Origin of the sequence: Comamonas avium (genome assembly GCF_014836675.1) — a bacterium.
Lineage (GTDB): Bacteria > Pseudomonadota > Gammaproteobacteria > Burkholderiales > Burkholderiaceae_C > Comamonas > Comamonas avium.
Map to the genome: position 1 here is coordinate 102,202 of NZ_JACSQK010000007.1, position 18,781 is coordinate 120,982.

Here is an 18,781-nt window from a genome sequence, read left to right on the forward strand (position 1 = left end):
GGGAGAAAATTAGTTGTTCTTGGCGGCCACAGCCTGCGCAAACGCATCAATGATGTGGCGCAGCGGTTTTTGCTTGAGCTTGAGCGAAGCCTGATTGACCACCAGTCGCGAGCTGATGTCGATGATGGGCTCCACCTCCACCAGATCATTGGCTCTGAGCGTGTTGCCGGTGGACACCAGATCGACGATGGCATCGGCCATGCCCGTCAGCGGTGCCAGCTCCATCGAGCCGTACAGCTTGATCATGTCCACGTGCACGCCCTTGTTGGCGAAAAACTCACGCGCAATCGTTGTGTACTTGGTGGCCACCTTCAGGCGTGCGCCCTGCTTGACGGCGTGTGCGTAGTCAAAGCCATTGCGCACGGCCACGCTCACGCGGCATTTGGCAATCTGCAAGTCCAGCGGCTGGTACAGGCCCTGGCCACCGTGCTCGATCAGCGAGTCAGAACCCGAAACGCCCAGGTCTGCACCGCCGTACTGCACGTACACGGGCACATCCGAAGCACGCACCAGCACCACGCGCACTTCGGGGTTGGTAGTGTCAAAAATCAGCTTGCGCGATTTGTCCACGTCTTCCGTGACTTCAATGCCTGCAGCAGCCAGCAAAGGAACGGTCTCTTCAAATATGCGGCCCTTGGACAGGGCAATGGTGATGCTCATTGCGAGACTCTTTCAATGTCCGCCCCCAAACCGCGCAGCTTGGCTTCCATGCGGTCGTAACCACGGTCAAGGTGGTAGATACGATCCACCAGGGTTTCACCCTTGGCCACCAACCCTGCAATCACCAGGCTGGCAGAGGCGCGCAGGTCGGTCGCCATGACGGTGGCACCCGACAGCGGTGCGCCACCTTCTACCGTGGCCACGCGGCCATCGGTAGTGATGCGCGCGCCCAGGCGCATCATTTCATTGACGTGCATGAAGCGGTTTTCAAAAATGGTTTCTGTGACCATGCTGGGGCCTTCGGCCACCAGATTGAGCGCCATGAATTGCGCCTGCATGTCGGTGGGAAAGCCCGGGTATTCCGTGGTGCGAAAGCTCTGCGCCTTCAAGCGGCCCTGGCTGCGCACGCGGATGCCACCCTCTTCGGTCTGCACCTGCGCACCGGCTTCCAGCAACTTGTCGATGACCGCGCTCAAATGGTCTGCCCGGCCATGGCGCAAAAATGCCTCGCCACCCGTTGCTGCCACCGCACACAGGAACGTACCGGCTTCAATACGGTCAGCCACCACGGCATGCTCACAGCCATGCAGGGCCTCTACACCCTCAATCGTGATGCGGCTGGTGCCGTGGCCAGATATCCTGGCGCCCATCTTGATGAGCATTTCGGCCAGATCGGTGATCTCGGGCTCCATGGCTGCGTTTTCCAGCACCGTCTCGCCTTCGGCCAGCGCTGCGGCCATCAGGAAGTTCTCGGTGCCGGTCACAGTCACCATGTCGGTGGTGATGTGCGCGCCTTTCAGGCGTTTCCAGCCCTCAGGCAGGCTGGCATTCATGTAACCGTTTTCCACGGTAATGACAGCCCCCATGGCCTGCAGACCCTTGATGTGCTGATCCACTGGGCGTGAACCAATCGCACAGCCACCGGGCAACGATACCTTGGCATGGCCAAAACGGGCCAGCAACGGCCCCAGCGCCAGCACCGAGGCGCGCATGGTCTTGACCAGTTCGTACGGAGCTTCGGGGTTGTTCAGCGCACCCGCGTTCAAGGTCACCGTGCCGTTGTCATCACGCTCGGCCGTCACACCCATGTTGCGAATGAGCTTGAGCATGGTGGCAACGTCTTGCAGACGGGGAACGTTGTGCAGCGTGACCGGCTGCGCAGACAGCAGCGCTGCGCACAGCTCTGGCAATGCGGCGTTCTTGGCGCCAGAAATCAGCACTTCGCCGTGCAAAGGGCGACCGCCGCGAATGAGGAGTTTGTCCATGGCGCTGGAGCCTTGAATCTAAATTTAAATGAAATCACGCTCAACTCCTTGTGAGTCAAGCGCTAACAGCTATCTATTTTTAAGACTTATTCAGTCTTGGCAGACCATTCTGCCGGAGTGAAGGTTTTCATGGACAGGGCATGCACCTCGTCGGTCTTGATGCGCTCACCCATGGTGGCATACACCAGCCGCTGGCGCGCCAGCAAGCGCTTGCCTTCGAACTCCGCAGAAACGATGGTGGCATACCAATGGCGGCCATCACCCTCAACGGCCAGATGCTCGCAGTTCAGCCCTGCGCGGATGATGGATTGGAGTTGATCAGCAGTCATAGTTTTCTCAGTGCCGCAGTGCAAGCGCTGCGGTCAAAAGCAGCGCGCCCCAAAAAGGCACGCCACATCAATGGCGAATTTTGTAGCCAATGCGCAGCAAGTGGATAGCCAGTGCGCTCACGGCCAGCCACGCTGCGCCGACGATACCCAGGCTCACCCAGGGAGAAATATCGCTTTGGCCGAAGAAGCCATACCGGAAGCCGTCGATCATGTAGAAAAACGGATTCAGGTGGCTGACCTGCTGCCAGAACGGCGGCAGGGATTGAATGGAATAGAACACGCCCGACAGAAACGTCATGGGCATGATCAGGAAATTCTGGAAAGCTGCCATCTGGTCAAATTTATCGGCCCACAGGCCGGCAATCAGACCCAGCGTGCCCAGCAGCGCAGCACCCAGGACGGCAAACACCACAATCCACAGCGGTGCGACTGCCACAGGCGCAGTAAAGAACAGGGTCACGATATAGACACCCAGCCCAACCACCAAACCACGAACCACCGATGAGCCGACATAGGCGCAAAACCACGCCCAGTGCGACAGCGGCGTGAGCAGGATGAATACCACGCTGCCCATGATCTTGCTTTGCACCAGGCTGGAGGAGCTATTGGCAAACGCGTTTTGCAGCACGCTCATCATCACCAGTCCCGGCACCAGAAAGGCGGTATAGCCCACCCCTTCAAATACCTGCACATGGTCTTGCAGCACATGACCAAAGATCAGCAGGTAGAGCACCGCCGTCATCACGGGGGCGGCCACGGTCTGAAAGCTCACCTTCCAGAAACGCAGAATTTCTTTATAGAACAGCGAGGTCCAGCCTTTCATCTGGGGGAACATCATGCAGCCCCCTTCATGACTTGCAAGAACACATCTTCCAGATCGGCACGGCGAATTTCCATGTCTTCCATCACCACGCCCGCTTCGCGCAGCGTCGCCAAAAAAAACTCGATATCGTGCGGACCCTGGGCTGGCAATTGCACCACACGCCCGGTCACACGGGCCACGGGCGCCAGTGTTTCTGGCAGCGCCTGGTCGGTCTTGAATTGCAGCACGTTGGATGAAGCCGTCTTCAGCAGATTGGACGTGTCATCCAGCGCCACCACACTCCCGTGCTTGAGCATGGCAATGCGGTTGCACAAAGCTTCGGCCTCTTCGAGGTAATGGGTGGTCAGCAAGACTGTGTGTCCCTGCTTGTTGAGCTTGGCAATGAAGTGCCACAGCGTTTGTCGCAACTCCACATCGACACCGGCAGTCGGTTCATCCAGCACAATAATTGGAGGTTTATGCACCAGCGCCTGCGCCACCAGCACGCGGCGTTTCATGCCCCCTGAAAGCTGGCGCATATTGGCCTGCGCCTTATCGGCCAAGCCCAGACTTTCCAGCAATTCGTCAATCCATGCATCGTTGTTCTTGACGCCGAAGTAGCCCGACTGCAAGCGCAGGGTTTCACGCACATTGAAAAACGGATCAAACACCAGCTCCTGCGGCACCACACCCAACTGCTTGCGTGCAGCCGCAAAATCGCTGTGCACATCTTTGCCCATGACCGTAATGCGGCCCGAAGTGGCCTTGGACAGCCCCGCCAAAATACTGATCAGCGTGGTTTTACCGGCCCCATTGGGGCCTAGCAAACCAAAAAACTCGCCTTCAGCAATGTCCAAGCTCACGTTATTGAGGGCTTGAAAACCGCCGTTGGAGGTTGCGTAGGTTTTGGAGAGGGATTGGATAGAGACGGCTGGCATGAGCGTGACATTCTAAAGCCCTGCGGTCACCCGTCCTGCGCCACGGGCTTGCGACAGTTACATGACCGCAGCGGCGGCCTCTGGATCCAGCAAAGGCATCACGCCATACACCTGCGCCAGCGACTGCAAGCTCGGTGTCCAGCCTTGCACCCGCAGCACTCGGCCCTGTGCCTGCGCTGCACGGCGGCAGGCAAGCAGCAAAGCCAAACCAGCGGAGTCAAACGACTGCACACCCGAGGCTTGCAGCACAATGCCCTGCCCCTGCGGTGCGGCCTGCATGCTGCGCACTAACTGCGTCTGAACCGTTTCCACGACCTGTGCAGTCAATACGGAAGGAAGTGCAATGGTGTGGCTCATGCTGTCGCTTTACTTGCCGGCCTTGGCATCAGCCGCGATGGTGCGGCTGCTCAGGGCATTGATCAAGCCGTCAATACCGCCTTTGTTGAGCTCTTGCGCGAATTGGGTACGGTAGGTTTCTACCATCCACACGCCCAGCACGTTCAGATTGTAAATTTTCCAGCCTGTGCCGCTGGCGTTTTCCAGGCGGAAGTCCAGCTGGACAGGTTCGCCCTTGCCATGAACCTCGGTCCGCACCAGCACGTCCGTGTCGCCCGGCGCTGCACGCAGTGGCTTGACGACGATGCGTTGATCGCTGACCTGCTTCAAGGCACCTGCGTAGGTCCGAATCAGCATGAGCTTGAACTCCTGCTGCAAGCGTTCGCGCTGCGCAGGCGTTGCCTGGCGCCACTGCGGCCCCACCGCCGCTGATGTCATGCGTCGAAAATTCACATAGGGCATCACGGTGGTGTCAACCACCTGAGAGATACGTGTGATATTGCCGTTACGCAGCTCAGGATCGGCCTTGATCGTTTCCAAAATGTCCGTCGACAGGCGCTTGACCAAGGCATCAGGCGCCTCGATGGCAGCAGTCTGCGCCCATGCAGGAGCGGCCAACCACAGGGTAGCGCTAGCAGCCAGCAGTGTGGCCAGTGTGCGTCGTTGCATCATCATCATTTCCTTTTGCACCAAAACTGCGTGTCTTGGCTATGCGGCTTAGTCGTCAAAGCTCTCAACACGACCCGCGTTGTCATCATTTTGCTGGCGGCTGGCGGGATCACGCTGCTTCAAGTACAAATCCCGCATCAATGCATAGCGATCCAGCGATGCGGCATCCAGCGTATCGGTCGCATTGAGCAAGTTGGCACGTGTATTTACCAACCGCAGACCCAGCAAAGTATTGCGATGCGAAACGGGGTGCATGCTGTCCATAGGATGCCCCCACCAGTCAGCAGGCAAAGCGACGGTGTCACGCAGCGTAGATGGGCCCAAGAAAGGCAGCACCAGATAAGGCCCGGGCTTGACGCCCCAGGTCGCCAGAGTCAGGCCAAAGTCCTGCTTGTCGCGCGCCACCTGCATCTCTGTCGCGATATCGAGCAAACCACCCAGGCCGAGCACGGTGTTGGTCGTAAAACGCACCATGTGGTTGTACGTTTTCTCGCCATTGCCTTGCAGGGCATGGTTCACCATGGACCACAGATCGCCCAGGTTGCCGAAAAAATTACTGACGCCCGTGCGTAACGGCCGGGGTGTCACCGTCTGGTAGGCCGTAGCTACCGGCTTCAAGACGGCATCGTCCATGGAGTCGTTGAACGACGTCATGGCGCGGTTATAGCCCTCGTAGGGGTCTTGGGGGTTTGTCGCCTGTGTCGATGCACAGCCGACCAGCGCCATGCCAGTGACCAGCAAAAGCGCAGAACCAGCCCTGCGGGCACTCAAGGCAATAAGCATATTTTTTTTAATCATGGGGTCTACCTGATCGCTGGTGGTTACTTCGATGCCTCTGCAGCGCCACCGTCTTCGGCTTTGCTATAGAGAAATTGACCAATCAAATTTTCCAGCACCACGGCCGACTGGGTCGCCGTAATGCGATCACCTTCGGCCAAATTGACATCGTCTGCACCGGCTTCAATACCAATGTACTGGTCGCCCAGCAGGCCACTGGTCAATATTTTGAGGGAGCTGTCCTTGGGAAAGGCGTAGCGCTTTTCCATCGCCATGTGTACGGTGGCCTGAAAAGTAGTGTCATCAAACGTGATGTCCTCCACGCGCCCCACCACGACCCCTGCGCTCTTGACCGCTGCCTTGGGCTTAAGCCCGCCAATATTGTCAAACCGGGCGCTGATCTTGTAGTTTTCCTGAAAGCTCAAGCTCAGCAAATTAGCCGACTGCAATGCCAGAAATACCAGTGCAGCAGCACCAATCAATACGAAGAGGCCGACCCATACGTCGTTTTTAGATGCCTGCATAACAAAATTCCTTGTTGAAACCTGTGCGCCTCAGATGCTGAACATCGAAGCTGTGAGCAAGAAGTCCAGCGCCAGCACCGCCAGCGAAGCCACCACCACCGTGCGTGTGGTGGCACGCGAAACACCTTCAGGGGTGGGCTTGGCAGTAAAACCCTGGTAAAGCGCCACAAAGGTGACCGCCACACCAAACACCACGCTCTTGATCACACCATTGCCGAGGTCATACCACCAGTCAACGCCAGATTGCATCTGCCCCCAAAAGGCACCACCGTCGACCCCGATCATCACCACGCCCACCAGCCAGCCTCCGATGACGCCTACGGCACTGAATACGGCTGCCAGCAATGGCATCACGATAAAACCAGCCCAGAAACGGGGCGCCAGAATGCGCTTGACAGGGTCTACGGCCATCATCTCCATGGCCGACAGCTGCTCACCTGCTTTCATCAAACCGATTTCAGCCGTCAAAGCGGTACCTGCACGGCCAGCAAACAGCAACGCCGTCACCACAGGGCCCAGCTCACGCAGCAGCGACAGAGCCACCAGCAGGCCCAGCGCCTCGGCCGAGCCATAGCGCTGCAAGGTGTAATAACCCTGCAAGCTCAATACAAAGCCAACGAACAAGCCGGAAACTGCAATGATGGCCAGCGAGTAATTGCCCAGAAAGTGGATTTGATCGCCCAGCAGGCGCAGGCGTGCCAGCGTTGCGGGGAGCATGCCCAGCAAGCGCAAAAACAGGTGAGTTGCCTGCCCCAGGGCTGCCAGTTGCTGGCGAGTCCACAGTCCCAATGCAGCCACTGCTTTCATGCGTGACCTCCGAAATCTTGCTCCAGGCTGGGGGCTGGATAGTGAAACGGCACCGGCCCCTGTGGACGCGCATGAATAAATTGCTGCACCAGAGGATCTGGGTTCTGGCGCACTTCGTCAGGCGTGCCCTGCGCGGCAATGCCGCCTGCCCCCAAAATCACGACGTGATCGGCAACATGGAGCGTTTCTTCCACATCGTGAGAGACCAAGATACTGGTCAGGCCCAAAGCATCATTGAGCGTTCGGATCAAGCGCGCAGCCGTGCCTAAAGAAATTGGGTCCAGGCCTGCAAAGGGCTCGTCATACATCACCAATTCAGGGTCCAGTGCAATAGCGCGTGCCAGCGCAACGCGGCGTGCCATGCCGCCGGAGACCTGACTGGGCATCAAATCGCGCGCGCCACGCAGCCCAACGGCATGCAGTTTCATGAGCACGATGTCGCGCACCATGTCTTCGGGCAGCTTGGTGTGCTCTCGCAAGGGAAAAGCGACGTTATCCAGCACGCTCATGTCCGTAAACAAGGCGCCAAACTGAAACAGCATGCCCATTCGCCGGCGCATGGCATACAGTTGCTGCGCACCCATGTGCCCCACATCCTGGCCATTGACCAGCACCTGACCTTGCTGCGCACGCTCTTGCCCGCCAATCAGGCGCAACACGGTCGTCTTGCCACCGCCAGAGGCGCCCATCAACGCCGTAACCTTGCCACGCGGCACCTGCAGGGAGACATCGCGCAAGATGGTGCGTTCACCATAGCCAAAGCTAACGTTGCGCAGCTCCACAAAAGGGGCAGGAATACTCATGCGTTGCAAATTTCAAAAAAATCGAGGGAAAGCACTATTGTGCAGACAAGCCCTGCTTTGCGCCCCTTATCTGCGCAGATAAACATACACAACTGTATGTTTACCTTCGCATCTGATGTGCATGCTGCCGAAAAATATAGCTATAAGTGCTTATTTAACAGACATCCAGACCCAATTGAGCTCAAAAACGCGCAACCGCGGTCGCAGCATTTTTACAACATGTTTTGCAGGAAGGCCTGCGTGCGCTCGTGCTGCGGATTGGCAAAGAAGGCTTCGGCTGTCGCCTGCTCGACAATGTTGCCGCCATCCATAAAGATCACGCGGTTGGCCACCTCGCGGGCAAAGCCCATTTCATGGGTCACCACCAGCATGGTCATGCGGTCCTGTGCCAGCTCGCGCATGGTGCGCAGCACTTCGCCAGTAAGTTCTGGGTCGAGCGCCGAGGTGGGCTCATCAAACAGCATGATGTCCGGATCCATGGCCAGCGCACGGGCAATCGCCACGCGCTGCTTTTGCCCGCCGGACAGACGGTTGGGATAGGCATCGCGCTTTTCCAGCAGGCCGACTTTCTTGAGCAGAGCCTCGGCCTTGGGCACGATCTCGCTGCGCTTGATCTTCTGCACCAGCATGGGCGCTTCAATGATGTTTTCCAGCACGGTGAGGTGCGGAAACAGATTGAAGGACTGAAACACCATGCCCATCTTGTGTCCGATTTTGCGAATCTGCGCATCCGAGACGTACTGTGCTTTGCCTGATGCATCGTTTTGCGCCAGCACTTCGCCCTCGACAATGACGGTGCCGCTGTCGATCGTCTCCAGGTGGTTCAGGCAGCGCAAGAACGTGCTCTTGCCCGAGCCGGAGGGGCCAATCACGGCCACCACTTCGCCACGCATCAGGTCCAGCGATACACCGCGCAGCACTTCATTGCCGCCAAAAGCCTTGTGGATGGCCTGGGCGGAGATCATCACATCAGGCGTCGTACTTGGCATAACGTTTCTCAAGATACTGGAAGCCCCAGGTCAGCACCAGGGTCATCACTAAATAGAAAGCAGCGGCCACTATGAAAGGCGTGGTCGTAAAGTCGCGCTGGACAATGCCGCGCGCGGCGCGCAGCAGGTCATTGAGGGCCAGCACGTAGATCAGGGAGGTGTCCTTGACCAGCGTGATGGTCTCGTTGGACAGCGGCGGCAAAATGCGCGGCCACACCTGCGGAATCACAATGCGGCGCATGGTCTGGGTGTAAGACAGACCCAGCACCTTGGCACCTTCGTACTGCCCCCGGTCGATCGACTGGATGCCAGCACGGAAAATTTCAGCAAAGTAGGCGGCGTAATTGAGCGTAAACGCCACGATGGCGGCAGGAAAGTCGTCAAACCGCACGCCAATGACAGGCACAAAGGGCAGTGCAAAGTAGATGAACAGCATCTGCAGCATCAGCGGTGTGCCCCGCATCAGCCAGATATAGCCCCCCACCAAAGCGCGCAACCCCGCAAAACGGGACAGACGCACGAGCGCCAGCACCAGACCCAGCGGAATGGACAGCACCAACGTGATGGCAAAGAGCTTGAGGGTGACCACTGCGCCATGCGACAGCGGCCCCAGAAGGGAAATAACGTAATCCATGAAACAAGCCTTCAGCGCGACCGCTTGAACGGGTGTCGCAGGCATCTAAAGCGCCCCGCAGTACAGCAACAGGCTGTACCAACAAAAAAACACCGGCGGGCCAAGGCGGGCCACGCCGGTGTATGGTCAAGCGCGAAGCTTACTTGACAATGTTTTCACCGAACCATTTCTTGGAAATTTCAGCAGCTGCGCCATCGGCCTTCATGTCCTTGAGGGCCTGGTTCATTTTGCCCAGCAGCTCGGTATCGTCCTTGCGGAAGCCCACGCCGTAATCTTCGGTGCCGAAGTTCTCTTCCAGCACGGTGTAAGTGTCTGCCTTCTTGGCAACGTGGAAGCGGCCCACCACTTCGTCGACCACCACGGCATCCAGACGGCCTGTTTCCAGATCCATCAAAGCGGTGATGTTGTCACCAAACTGCTTGAATTCCTTGAAGGAATTGAAGACTGCTTCCTCTTTCTTCATGGCATCCACGGCGGAAGAAGACTCTTGCACGCCCACCACCTTGCCTGCCAGACCTGCTTTGTCCTTGATGTCAGAGCCAGCTTTGACAATGATGATTTGGCGGTTGGCCATGTAGGGGTCGGTGAAAGCAATGTGCTGCTTGCGCGACTCCAAAATGGTCAGGCCATTCCACAGCACGTCAATGCGCTTGCCATTGAGTTCCGCTTCCTTGGCGCTCCAGTCAATGGGCTTGAACTGCACTTCCAGGCCCAGACGCTTGGTGGCTTCGCGGGCCATGTCAATGTCAAAGCCGACCAACTCGTTTTTCTCGTCGCGAAAGCCCATGGGCGGGAAGTTGTCATCCAGGCCCACCACAATCTTGGTCACGGCAACAGGTGCAGCGGCTGCAGGGGCGGTTGCAGTGGCTGCGGGCTCAGACTTGCCGCATGCAGCGAGGATGGCGGTAAGGGCCAGCGATGCGAGGAGAGTACGTTTTTTCATGGCTTCAAAGTTGAGGTGGAAAAACCGGTTTGACCACGGGCACAGTCTTTGCACGGGGAAACCCGCAGTCCTGTATGCCGCACTGGCCGAATCCGTTATTGTCACTCAGACAAGCACCAGTTGCCACCTGTCTGGACCATAACCTCGCATGCAAACCACGTGCCTGCGCAATTTCGACACACTTGCCATGGCTGAAACCGTTTTACCCGAGCCTCTGCTGCAGGCCTACCAAACCACCCAGTACCGATTGCGTGACTGCGACTGGTTTTTACAACTGGGGCAGGTGCAGCCTGCTTTGGCACCTTACTACCAGCGCCACGCTGTGCAGTGCGCCACCTACCTGACGGCCTGCAACCCTCTGGGCGAGCTGCTGCCAGACCATTTGAACGAACGGCGCATGGTGCAGCTGCGTCAGGCCTTGCAGCGCGCAGGATGGTCGTGGCTGGACGGATGTGGTCACGACCCGCTGGGCAATTGGCCCGGGGAAGACAGTGTGCTGGTGTGGGGCATGCAAGCATCCACCGCCCATGCCTGGGGCCAGCAATGGAATCAGAACGCTGTGGTGCACTGCGGTGCAGACATGGTGCCGCAATTGATACTGCTTCGATAAAAAAATAGCTACCATCGCTTACTACACATAGCTTTCAGATATAAAAGTATCTGAAAGCTATACAGCTAAATCGCCAGTAGCTCATTTTTTAATTCTGCTGCGGCTGTATTCATTTCACCCAGCACAAAGGGCACCCGAGGGTGCCCTTTTTTGCAGAGGTGATGAACACCCCCTGCCCAGCGTGGTTCTCGCGCCGCCACCCATCGCGCATTGGCACGGGGCACACACCCTGCGACAAGCAACAGGGGCGAGCCGTTGCGCGCACTGCCAGCCCAAAAACGATGCATTCAGGGCGGTGTGGGGCGTACTTGAAACCACCAGCAACGCCCAGCCGATCTTTGATTTGCGTTGCACACAGGCTGCGAATCAGCGACGTGGCAAGGGTGGCGCTGACGGGTCTTAACGAGGCAGTGTGGAAGCACCCATCAAGAACTCATCAACCGCACGGGCAGCCTGACGGCCTTCGCGGATGGCCCAGACCACCAGACTTTGGCCCCGGCGAATGTCGCCTGCCGCAAACAGCTTGTTCACGCTGGTGGCATAGCCGCCTGTGAAATCGGTCGAAGCCTTGACGTTGCCGCGCTGGTCTTTGTCCACACCAAAGGCATCCAGTACGGTTTGCACCGGAGAGACAAAACCCATGGCCAAGAACACCAGATCCGCCTTGATGGTCTGCTCGGAACCGGGCACTTCGGTCATCTTGCCGTCTTGCCACTGCAGGCGCACCGTCTTCACGGCAGTCAGCTGGCCCTTTTCACCAATGAATTCCTTGGTGCCAATGGCAAATTCGCGCTCGCAACCCTCTTTGTGGCTGGACGAGGTGCGCATCTTCAGCGGCCAGTACGGCCACACCAATGGCTTGTTCTCTTGCTCGGGCGGCATGGGCATCAGCTCCAGCTGGGTCACGCTGACCGCACCGTGGCGGTTGGAGGTGCCCACGCAGTCAGAGCCGGTGTCGCCACCGCCAATGACCACCACGTGCTTGCCATCGGCTCGAATCTGGCCTTTGAGCTTACCGTCGCGCGTGACCTTGTTTTGCTGGGGCAAAAACTCCATTGCAAAGTGCACGCCCTTGAGTTCACGGCCGGGCACAGGCAAATCGCGCGACTGCTCGGCCCCGCCGGTCAGCAGCACGGCATCAAACTCGGCCATCAGGGTTTCAGGGGCGATGGTTTCGGTGGCCCAGTTGGTGACCTTGCTGTCAGCACCCAGGCCATCTTTGCCCGCCACCAGCACGCCGGTGCGAATTTTCAGGCCTTCAGCCACCAGTTGCGCCACACGGCGGTCGATGTTGGCCTTGTCCAGCTTGAAGTCAGGAATGCCGTAGCGCAGCAGACCGCCCACCTGGTCGTTCTTTTCAAACAGGGTCACGTCATGCCCGGCGCGCACCAGTTGCTGGGCCGCTGCCAGGCCTGCAGGACCGGCACCCACCACGGCTACTTTTTTGCCCGTCACCGTCCTGGGCAACTGCGGCTTGACCCAGCCTTCATCCCAGGCACGGTCAATGATGGCGTGCTCAATCGACTTGATGCCAATGGGCGCATCGTCAATGTTGGCCACGCAGGCGGCTTCGCAGGGTGCGGGGCAGATGCGGCCCGTGAACTCGGGGAAGTTGTTGGTGCTGTGCAGCACCTTGATGGCATTGGCCCAATCGCCCTGATAGACCAGATCGTTGAAGTCTGGAATGACGTTGTTGATGGGGCAGCCGCTGTTACAAAACGGGGTGCCGCAATCCATGCAGCGGGCACCCTGAATCTTGGCCTGCTCAGGCGTCAGGGCGATGACGAACTCTTTGTAGTTTTTCAAGCGCTCAGCGACAGGCAGATAGCCTTCTTCGATGCGCTCGTATTCCATAAAACCGGTGGTCTTTCCCATGGTGTGTATTCCTTCAATCTGTGTTCGCGGGCAGTGCCGGTGGCGGGCTGGGCCGCGCCACCGTCTGAGGCCTTGTGGATTTACTTAGCGGCTACTGCTTCTTTGTGAGGAGCTGCTGGCGCTTTCGCGGCTTGCTTTTCCTTTTGCTTGCGTTCATAGATCTCGCCGAGCGCACGCTGGTACTCGGTGGGAAATACCTTCACGAACTTGGCACGGGCTGCGCCCCAGTTGTCCAGCAAATCACGGGCACGGGGCGAACCTGTCCAGCGGCTGTGCGCCTCTACCAGTGCGCGCAGTTGCTGGTCATCGCTGTGATCGTTATGCCAGATGCCACGCGAGACGCTGGCAGTGAACTCGTCATGAGGCAGCACTTTTTCCAGCCTGACGCTGGCCGTGTTGCAACGCTCGGCAAACTTGCCGTCTTCGTCGTACACATAGGCCACGCCACCGCTCATGCCTGCCGCAAAGTTGCGGCCTGTCTTGCCCAGCACCACCACGGTACCGCCGGTCATGTACTCGCAGCCGTGGTCACCCACACCTTCGACCACCGCCGTAGCACCTGACAGGCGCACCGCGAAGCGCTCGCCCGCGACACCAGAGAAGAAGGCCTCGCCGCGGGTGGCGCCAAACATCACCGTATTGCCCACGATGGTGTTGGCAGTGGAGACGCCACGGAACTCATGGCTGGGGCGCACGATGACGCGGCCACCAGACAGCCCCTTGCCGGTGTAGTCGTTGGCCTCGCCGGTGATATTGAGCGTGATGCCCTTGCACAGGAAAGCGCCAAACGACTGGCCGCCTGTGCCTTCAAAGTGGATGCGGATGGAGTCGTCCGGCAACCCTTCGGGGTGCGCCTTGGTGACCGCGCCAGAGAGCATGGCCCCCACGGAGCGGTTGACGTTCTTGGCCACTTCCATGATGCGCACCTTCTCGCCATGGTGAATGGCAGGCTGGCAGCGCTCGATGAGCTTCACATCCAGCGCCTTGTCCAGCAGGTGGTCCTGGCTGGAGACGTGAAAGCGCGGCACATCGGCAGGCACGTTGGGCTGCGCAAACAGGCGGCTGAAATCCAGGCCCTGCGCTTTCCAGTGCTCCACGCCCTTGCGGGTGTCAAGCAGGTCGGTACGGCCGATCAGGTCGTCAAACTTGCGAATACCCAGCTGGGCCATGATCTGGCGCACTTCTTCCGCGATGAAGAAGAAGTAATTGACCACATGCTCGGGCTTGCCGGTGAACTTGGCGCGCAGTGTGGGGTCTTGCGTGGCCACGCCCACAGGGCAGGTGTTGAGGTGGCATTTGCGCATCATGATGCAGCCTTCCACCACCAGCGGGGCGGTGGCAAAACCGAACTCATCAGCACCCAGCAGCGCACCAATCACCACGTCGCGGCCGGTTTTCATCTGGCCGTCAGCCTGCACACGGATACGACCGCGCAAACGGTTGAGCACCAGTGTCTGCTGGGTTTCTGCCAGACCGATTTCCCAAGGGCCACCAGCGTGCTTGATGGACGACAGTGGCGATGCGCCCGTGCCGCCGTCGTGCCCTGCAATGACCACGTGGTCACTCTTGCACTTGGCCACGCCTGCGGCAATCGTTCCCACACCCACCTCAGACACCAGCTTGACGGAGATGTCAGCGTGGGGGGCCACGTTCTTCAGGTCGTGGATCAGTTGGGCCAGATCCTCGATCGAGTAAATGTCGTGGTGGGGAGGTGGCGAAATCAGGCCCACTCCGGGCACCGAGTAACGCTGCATGCCGATGTACTCGGACACCTTGCCGCCGGGCAGCTGTCCACCTTCACCGGGCTTGGCACCCTGGGCCATCTTGATCTGGATTTGATCGGATGACACCAGGTACTCCGCCGTCACGCCAAAGCGGCCCGATGCCACTTGCTTGATCTTGGAGCGCAGGCTGTCACCTTCCAGCAGCTGGATGTCGGATTCGACCTGTTCTTTGCCAATGATGGACGCCAGCGTCTCACCCTTGGTGATCGGGATGCCCTTGAGTTCGTTGCGATAGCGCTTGGGGTCTTCGCCGCCTTCGCCGGTATTGCTCTTGCCGCCAATGCGGTTCATGGCCACAGCCAGCGTGGCATGGGCTTCGGTGGAGATCGAACCCAGCGACATGGCACCCGTGGCAAAGCGCTTGACGATCTCCGCCGCAGTTTCCACTTCATCCACGGCAATGGCGGTGGCGGGATCGCACTTGAACTCGAACAACCCGCGCAGCGTCATGTGGCGCTTGGTCTGGTCGTTGATGATCTGCGCGTATTCCTTGTACGTATTGAAGCTGCCCGAACGGGTCGAGTGCTGCAGCTTGGCAATGGCGTCAGGGGTCCACATGTGCTCTTCGCCACGGGTGCGCCAGGCGTATTCACCGCCAGCGTCCAGCATGGTTTCCAGCACCGGGTCGTCACTGAAGGCGGCCACGTGGTTGCGGATGGTTTCTTCGGCAATTTCAAACACGCCGATACCTTCCACACGGCTGGCCGTGCCGGTGAAGTACTTGTCCACGGTGGCCGTGTTCAAGCCCACGCCTTCAAACAGCTGTGCGCCGCAGTACGACATGTAGGTCGACACGCCCATCTTGGACATGATCTTGGACAGCCCCTTGCCGATCGCCTTCACGTAGTGATAGATGGCTTTTTCTGCCGACAGATCTGCGCCCAGATCCTGGTGCATGTCGGCCAGTGTTTCCATGGCCAGATAGGGGTGCACGGCTTCAGCGCCGTAGCCCGCCAGCACGGCAAAGTGGTGAATTTCACGGGCGGTGCCCGTCTCCACCACCAGGCCAGTGGTGGTGCGCAAGCCTTCGCGCACCAGATGCTGGTGAATGGCCGACATGGCCAGCAACGCGGGAATGGCCACCTGCGTTGCGCTCACATTGCGGTCACTGACGATCAGGATGTTGGCACCGCCCTTGATTTCGTCCACCGCCTGTGCACACAGCGAGGCCAGCTTGGCTTCCACGCCTTCACGGCCCCACGCCAGCGGGTAGGTGATGTCGATGGTGGCGCTCTTGAACTTGCCGTGGGTGTACTTTTCAATCTGGCGCAGCTTGGCCATGCCCTCAAAGTCAAGGATGGGCTGCTGCAGCTCCAGACGCATGGGAGGGTTGACCTGGTTGATGTCCAGCAGGTTGGGCTTGGGGCCCACAAAGGACACCAGCGACATCACAATGGCTTCGCGGATAGGGTCAATCGGCGGGTTGGTCACCTGCGCGAACATCTGGCGAAAGTAGTTGTACAGCGGCTTGTTCTTGCTGGACAGCACGGCCAGCGGGCTGTCATTGCCCATGGAGCCCACGCCCTCTTCGCCATTCTTGGCCATGGGGGCCAGCAGGAACTTGATGTCTTCCTGGGTAAAGCCAAACGCCTGCTGGCGCTCCAGCAGTGTCAGTTCAGGCTTGGCGGGTGCCACAAAATCGGCAGGCACTTCCACCTGATCGAGCTTGATGCGCAGGTTTTCAATCCACTGCTTGTAAGGCTTGGTGTTGACGATGTTGGCCTTGAGCTCATCGTCTTCAATCATGCGGCCCTGCTCCAGATCGATCAGCAGCATCTTGCCGGGCTGCAGACGCCACTTGCGCACAATCTTGCTGTCGGGAATGGGCAGCACACCCGCTTCTGATGCCAGGATGACCAGATCGTCTTCTGTCACCACATAGCGTGAAGGGCGCAGGCCGTTGCGGTCCAGCGTGGCACCAATCTGGCGGCCATCGGTAAACACCAGCGAGGCCGGGCCGTCCCACGGCTCCATCATGGCGGCGTGGTATTCATAAAACGCGCGGCGGCGTTCGTCCATGGATTCGTGCTGCTCCCAGGGCTCGGGGATCATCATCATCACGGCCTGACTGATGGGGTAGCCCGCCATGGTCAGCAACTCCAGACAGTTGTCGAAAGTCGCCGTATCTGACTGGCCCGCAAAGCTGATGGGGTAGAGCTTTTGCAGATCCTCACCCAGCACCGGAGAGGCCATCACGCCTTCGCGCGCCACCATCCAGTTGTAGTTGCCACGCACGGTGTTGATTTCACCGTTGTGCGCCACATAGCGGTAGGGGTGGGCCAGTGGCCACTCTGGGAAGGTATTGGTAGAGAAGCGCTGGTGCACCAGACCGATGGCAGACACGCAACGCTGGTCAGCCAAATCCAGGTAGTAAACACCCACTTGATCAGCCAGCAGCAAGCCCTTGTACACCACGGTACGGCTGCTCATGCTGGGCACGTAGTATTCCTTGGAGTGCTTGAGCCCCAGGTTCTGAATCGCGCCGCTGGCGGTCTTGCGGATGACATACAGCTTGCGCTCCAGCGCGTCCTGCACAATCACATCATTGCCACGGCCAATGAACACCTGGCGCAGGATGGGCTCTTTCTCGCGCACCGTGGGCGACATGGGCATATCGCGGTTCACGGGCACATCGCGCCAGCCCAGCAGCACCTGGCCTTCGGCCTTGATAGCGCGCTCCATCTCTTGCTCACACGCCAGACGCGAAGCGTGTTCTTTGGGCAAAAACACCATGCCCACGCCGTATTCGCCAGCTGGTGGCAGCTCCACCCCCTGCTTGGCCATCTCTTCACGGTAGAGCTGGTCCGGAATCTGAATCAGGATACCTGCACCGTCACCCATCAAGGGGTCGGCACCTACCGCACCGCGGTGGTCGATGTTTTCAAGGATCTTGAGCGCGCCCAAGACGATGTCATGGCGTTTTTCGCCCTTGATGTGGGCCACAAAGCCCAAACCGCAAGCATCGTGCTCATTGCTCTTGGCGTACAAACCGTTTTCTTGGAGGTATGTAATTTCGGCAGCCGTAGTCATGGCGCTATTCCTCTAATTTCTATCGCAGGGAAGGCAAGATTACGATGCGGCATCAACCTATGCAAGAAAATTTAATTAGGGTCAGATACCAATTTATACGCACCAAAAACAAACAAAAGATTAATTAGGGACATATTTAAAAACCCAATAAAAACAACGCGCCTGAAAAATGGGCGCAAAAAAAGCACCAAATCAGTGCTTAAAACCAAGAGACTTATTCGGTTTTTATCGGTGGCGATGCCACCGGACGGCCTGCCTTTTGGCGCGAAAGCCGGCGCTCGGTCTGCAATTGCAGGCTCTGTATAAAGCTCTCAGAACCCAGCACCCAGCCCTTGAGCGCCGCACCCAGCACCACTTCGCTCACCTCCTCGCTAGCCCCGCGGGTTAGCAAGTGGGCGTAGGCTGCCTCGCGCGAAAAAGGGGTATCGCCCAAGCTCCAGTACGCGGCATGCAGGCGCAGCAGCCCGTCGACTTGCACCCCTGCGTTGTGTCGCGCACTGCTCCAGGCATAGTCCACCGCACGCGCCGCCAAACCTTGCTCGACCGCCTGGCTTTCCAGCACCACCATGGCGGGCAGCAGCCAGGCTTGCGCTTCCAGCACCGTGGCGCGATAGCGCCCTTCCCACAAGGTGCCGCTGCGTGCATGCCGGTTGTTAAAGGTGCGCACATAGGTGCGCCCCACGGACTGCATGAACTGCGGCAGGCTTTCGGCAGTCTCTGGCGTTACCAGCAAATGCATCTGATTGGGCAGCAAGATGAAGCCATGCAGCACCACGCCACAGCGTCGCCCCATCTCCCGCAACAGGTCTTTCATGCAGGCATAGTCCTGCCCGTCCATAAAAATGGGCTGTAGGTTATTGCCACGCTGCACCACGTAGTGCGGCAGACCGGGCAATGTCAGACGGGGCAAACGGGCCATGCGCAGTGATCCCTCAAAAAGCGGCAGCTCCAGCGGCGCTGCGCAGCCATTATCGATTCAGCTTGCGTCCGTTATAGACACCGAGCA

At 58.8% G+C, this 18,781-nt stretch carries 18 protein-coding genes; 1 reads left to right on the plus strand and 17 read right to left on the minus strand.

Annotated features, from left to right (window positions below):
- Positions 1–9: 9 nt before the first annotated feature.
- The 14 genes from hisG to H9646_RS14970 all read right to left on the minus strand — a co-directional run bounded on the left by hisG (position 10) and on the right by H9646_RS14970 (position 10,476).
- Positions 10–660 carry an ATP phosphoribosyltransferase gene (hisG, locus tag H9646_RS14905; RefSeq protein ID WP_191724172.1) on the minus strand — a complete coding sequence of 217 codons (651 nt, stop codon included), beginning with the start codon at positions 658–660 and terminating at the stop codon, positions 10–12.
- A complete protein-coding gene (murA, locus tag H9646_RS14910; RefSeq protein WP_191724173.1) occupies positions 657–1,925 on the minus strand; it encodes a UDP-N-acetylglucosamine 1-carboxyvinyltransferase in 1,269 nt (422 codons plus the stop codon). The genes hisG and murA overlap by 4 nt, the downstream gene beginning before the upstream one ends.
- A gap of 86 nt (positions 1,926–2,011) precedes the next feature.
- Positions 2,012–2,254: a BolA family protein gene (locus tag H9646_RS14915; protein WP_191724174.1), complete on the minus strand. Its 243-nt coding sequence runs from the start codon at positions 2,252–2,254 to the stop codon at positions 2,012–2,014.
- A 67-nt stretch (positions 2,255–2,321) separates the two neighbouring features.
- Positions 2,322–3,077, minus strand: coding sequence for an ABC transporter permease (locus H9646_RS14920; RefSeq protein WP_191724280.1), 756 nt, complete (start codon positions 3,075–3,077; stop codon positions 2,322–2,324).
- A gap of 11 nt (positions 3,078–3,088) precedes the next feature.
- Positions 3,089–3,994 (minus strand): ABC transporter ATP-binding protein, encoded by a 906-nt coding sequence (locus H9646_RS14925; protein ID WP_191724175.1) that lies wholly within the window; start codon positions 3,992–3,994, stop codon positions 3,089–3,091.
- Between the two features lie 57 nt (positions 3,995–4,051).
- Positions 4,052–4,351 carry an STAS domain-containing protein gene (locus tag H9646_RS14930; RefSeq protein WP_191724176.1) on the minus strand — a complete coding sequence of 100 codons (300 nt, stop codon included), beginning with the start codon at positions 4,349–4,351 and terminating at the stop codon, positions 4,052–4,054.
- 9 nt (positions 4,352–4,360) lie between these two features.
- Entirely contained in the window at positions 4,361–5,005 is a 645-nt protein-coding gene (locus H9646_RS14935; RefSeq protein WP_225214231.1) for an MlaC/ttg2D family ABC transporter substrate-binding protein, read from the minus strand.
- Positions 5,006–5,047: 42 nt separating this feature from the next.
- Entirely contained in the window at positions 5,048–5,797 is a 750-nt protein-coding gene (locus tag H9646_RS14940; protein ID WP_370551175.1) for an MlaA family lipoprotein, read from the minus strand.
- Positions 5,798–5,820: 23 nt separating this feature from the next.
- The gene (gene mlaD / locus H9646_RS14945; RefSeq protein ID WP_191724178.1) at positions 5,821–6,300 is read right to left on the minus strand and encodes an outer membrane lipid asymmetry maintenance protein MlaD; all 480 of its coding nucleotides are present in this window, start codon (positions 6,298–6,300) and stop codon (positions 5,821–5,823) included.
- A 30-nt stretch (positions 6,301–6,330) separates the two neighbouring features.
- Positions 6,331–7,107, minus strand: a complete 777-nt coding sequence (gene mlaE / locus H9646_RS14950; protein ID WP_191724179.1) for a lipid asymmetry maintenance ABC transporter permease subunit MlaE — start codon at positions 7,105–7,107, stop codon at positions 6,331–6,333.
- Positions 7,104–7,910 carry an ABC transporter ATP-binding protein gene (locus tag H9646_RS14955; protein WP_191724180.1) on the minus strand — a complete coding sequence of 269 codons (807 nt, stop codon included), beginning with the start codon at positions 7,908–7,910 and terminating at the stop codon, positions 7,104–7,106. Before H9646_RS14955 ends, mlaE begins: the two co-directional genes overlap by 4 nt.
- A gap of 212 nt (positions 7,911–8,122) precedes the next feature.
- Positions 8,123–8,899, minus strand: a complete 777-nt coding sequence (locus H9646_RS14960) for an amino acid ABC transporter ATP-binding protein (RefSeq protein WP_304515599.1) — start codon at positions 8,897–8,899, stop codon at positions 8,123–8,125.
- On the minus strand, positions 8,880–9,533 hold the full coding sequence (locus H9646_RS14965; RefSeq protein WP_191724181.1) for an amino acid ABC transporter permease: 654 nt from the start codon (positions 9,531–9,533) through the stop codon (positions 8,880–8,882). The genes H9646_RS14960 and H9646_RS14965 overlap by 20 nt, the downstream gene beginning before the upstream one ends.
- Before the next feature lie 139 nt (positions 9,534–9,672).
- Entirely contained in the window at positions 9,673–10,476 is an 804-nt protein-coding gene (locus H9646_RS14970; RefSeq protein WP_191724182.1) for an amino acid ABC transporter substrate-binding protein, read from the minus strand.
- A 187-nt stretch (positions 10,477–10,663) separates the two neighbouring features.
- Between H9646_RS14970 and H9646_RS14975 the strand changes: the two genes are divergently transcribed.
- Positions 10,664–11,086 (plus strand): DUF3293 domain-containing protein, encoded by a 423-nt coding sequence (locus H9646_RS14975; protein ID WP_191724183.1) that lies wholly within the window; start codon positions 10,664–10,666, stop codon positions 11,084–11,086.
- 399 nt (positions 11,087–11,485) lie between these two features.
- Here H9646_RS14975 and H9646_RS14980 read toward each other — a convergent pair whose 3' ends face one another.
- The 3 genes from H9646_RS14980 to H9646_RS14990 form a co-directional block, all read right to left on the minus strand.
- Positions 11,486–12,961 carry a glutamate synthase subunit beta gene (locus H9646_RS14980; protein ID WP_191724184.1) on the minus strand — a complete coding sequence of 492 codons (1,476 nt, stop codon included), beginning with the start codon at positions 12,959–12,961 and terminating at the stop codon, positions 11,486–11,488.
- 80 nt (positions 12,962–13,041) lie between these two features.
- A complete protein-coding gene (locus H9646_RS14985) occupies positions 13,042–17,775 on the minus strand; it encodes a glutamate synthase-related protein (RefSeq protein ID WP_191724185.1) in 4,734 nt (1,577 codons plus the stop codon).
- Between the two features lie 214 nt (positions 17,776–17,989).
- Positions 17,990–18,694, minus strand: a complete 705-nt coding sequence (locus H9646_RS14990) for a transposase (protein WP_191724186.1) — start codon at positions 18,692–18,694, stop codon at positions 17,990–17,992.
- Positions 18,695–18,781 lie beyond the last annotated feature (87 nt).

Coding starts and splice junctions, on each gene's coding strand:
- hisG (WP_191724172.1), bottom strand. CDS start 660: ATGAGCATCACCATTGCCCTGTCCAAGGGCCGCATATTTGAAGAGACC.
- murA (WP_191724173.1), bottom strand. CDS start 1,925: ATGGACAAACTCCTCATTCGCGGCGGTCGCCCTTTGCACGGCGAAGTG.
- H9646_RS14915 (WP_191724174.1), bottom strand. CDS start 2,254: ATGACTGCTGATCAACTCCAATCCATCATCCGCGCAGGGCTGAACTGC.
- H9646_RS14920 (WP_191724280.1), bottom strand. CDS start 3,077: ATGAAAGGCTGGACCTCGCTGTTCTATAAAGAAATTCTGCGTTTCTGG.
- H9646_RS14925 (WP_191724175.1), bottom strand. CDS start 3,994: ATGCCAGCCGTCTCTATCCAATCCCTCTCCAAAACCTACGCAACCTCC.
- H9646_RS14930 (WP_191724176.1), bottom strand. CDS start 4,351: ATGAGCCACACCATTGCACTTCCTTCCGTATTGACTGCACAGGTCGTG.
- H9646_RS14935 (WP_225214231.1), bottom strand. CDS start 5,005: ATGATGATGCAACGACGCACACTGGCCACACTGCTGGCTGCTAGCGCT.
- H9646_RS14940 (WP_370551175.1), bottom strand. CDS start 5,797: ATGATTAAAAAAAATATGCTTATTGCCTTGAGTGCCCGCAGGGCTGGT.
- mlaD (WP_191724178.1), bottom strand. CDS start 6,300: ATGCAGGCATCTAAAAACGACGTATGGGTCGGCCTCTTCGTATTGATT.
- mlaE (WP_191724179.1), bottom strand. CDS start 7,107: ATGAAAGCAGTGGCTGCATTGGGACTGTGGACTCGCCAGCAACTGGCA.
- H9646_RS14955 (WP_191724180.1), bottom strand. CDS start 7,910: ATGAGTATTCCTGCCCCTTTTGTGGAGCTGCGCAACGTTAGCTTTGGC.
- H9646_RS14960 (WP_304515599.1), bottom strand. CDS start 8,899: ATGCCAAGTACGACGCCTGATGTGATGATCTCCGCCCAGGCCATCCAC.
- H9646_RS14965 (WP_191724181.1), bottom strand. CDS start 9,533: ATGGATTACGTTATTTCCCTTCTGGGGCCGCTGTCGCATGGCGCAGTG.
- H9646_RS14970 (WP_191724182.1), bottom strand. CDS start 10,476: ATGAAAAAACGTACTCTCCTCGCATCGCTGGCCCTTACCGCCATCCTC.
- H9646_RS14975 (WP_191724183.1), top strand. CDS start 10,664: ATGGCTGAAACCGTTTTACCCGAGCCTCTGCTGCAGGCCTACCAAACC.
- H9646_RS14980 (WP_191724184.1), bottom strand. CDS start 12,961: ATGGGAAAGACCACCGGTTTTATGGAATACGAGCGCATCGAAGAAGGC.
- H9646_RS14985 (WP_191724185.1), bottom strand. CDS start 17,775: ATGACTACGGCTGCCGAAATTACATACCTCCAAGAAAACGGTTTGTAC.
- H9646_RS14990 (WP_191724186.1), bottom strand. CDS start 18,694: ATGGCCCGTTTGCCCCGTCTGACATTGCCCGGTCTGCCGCACTACGTG.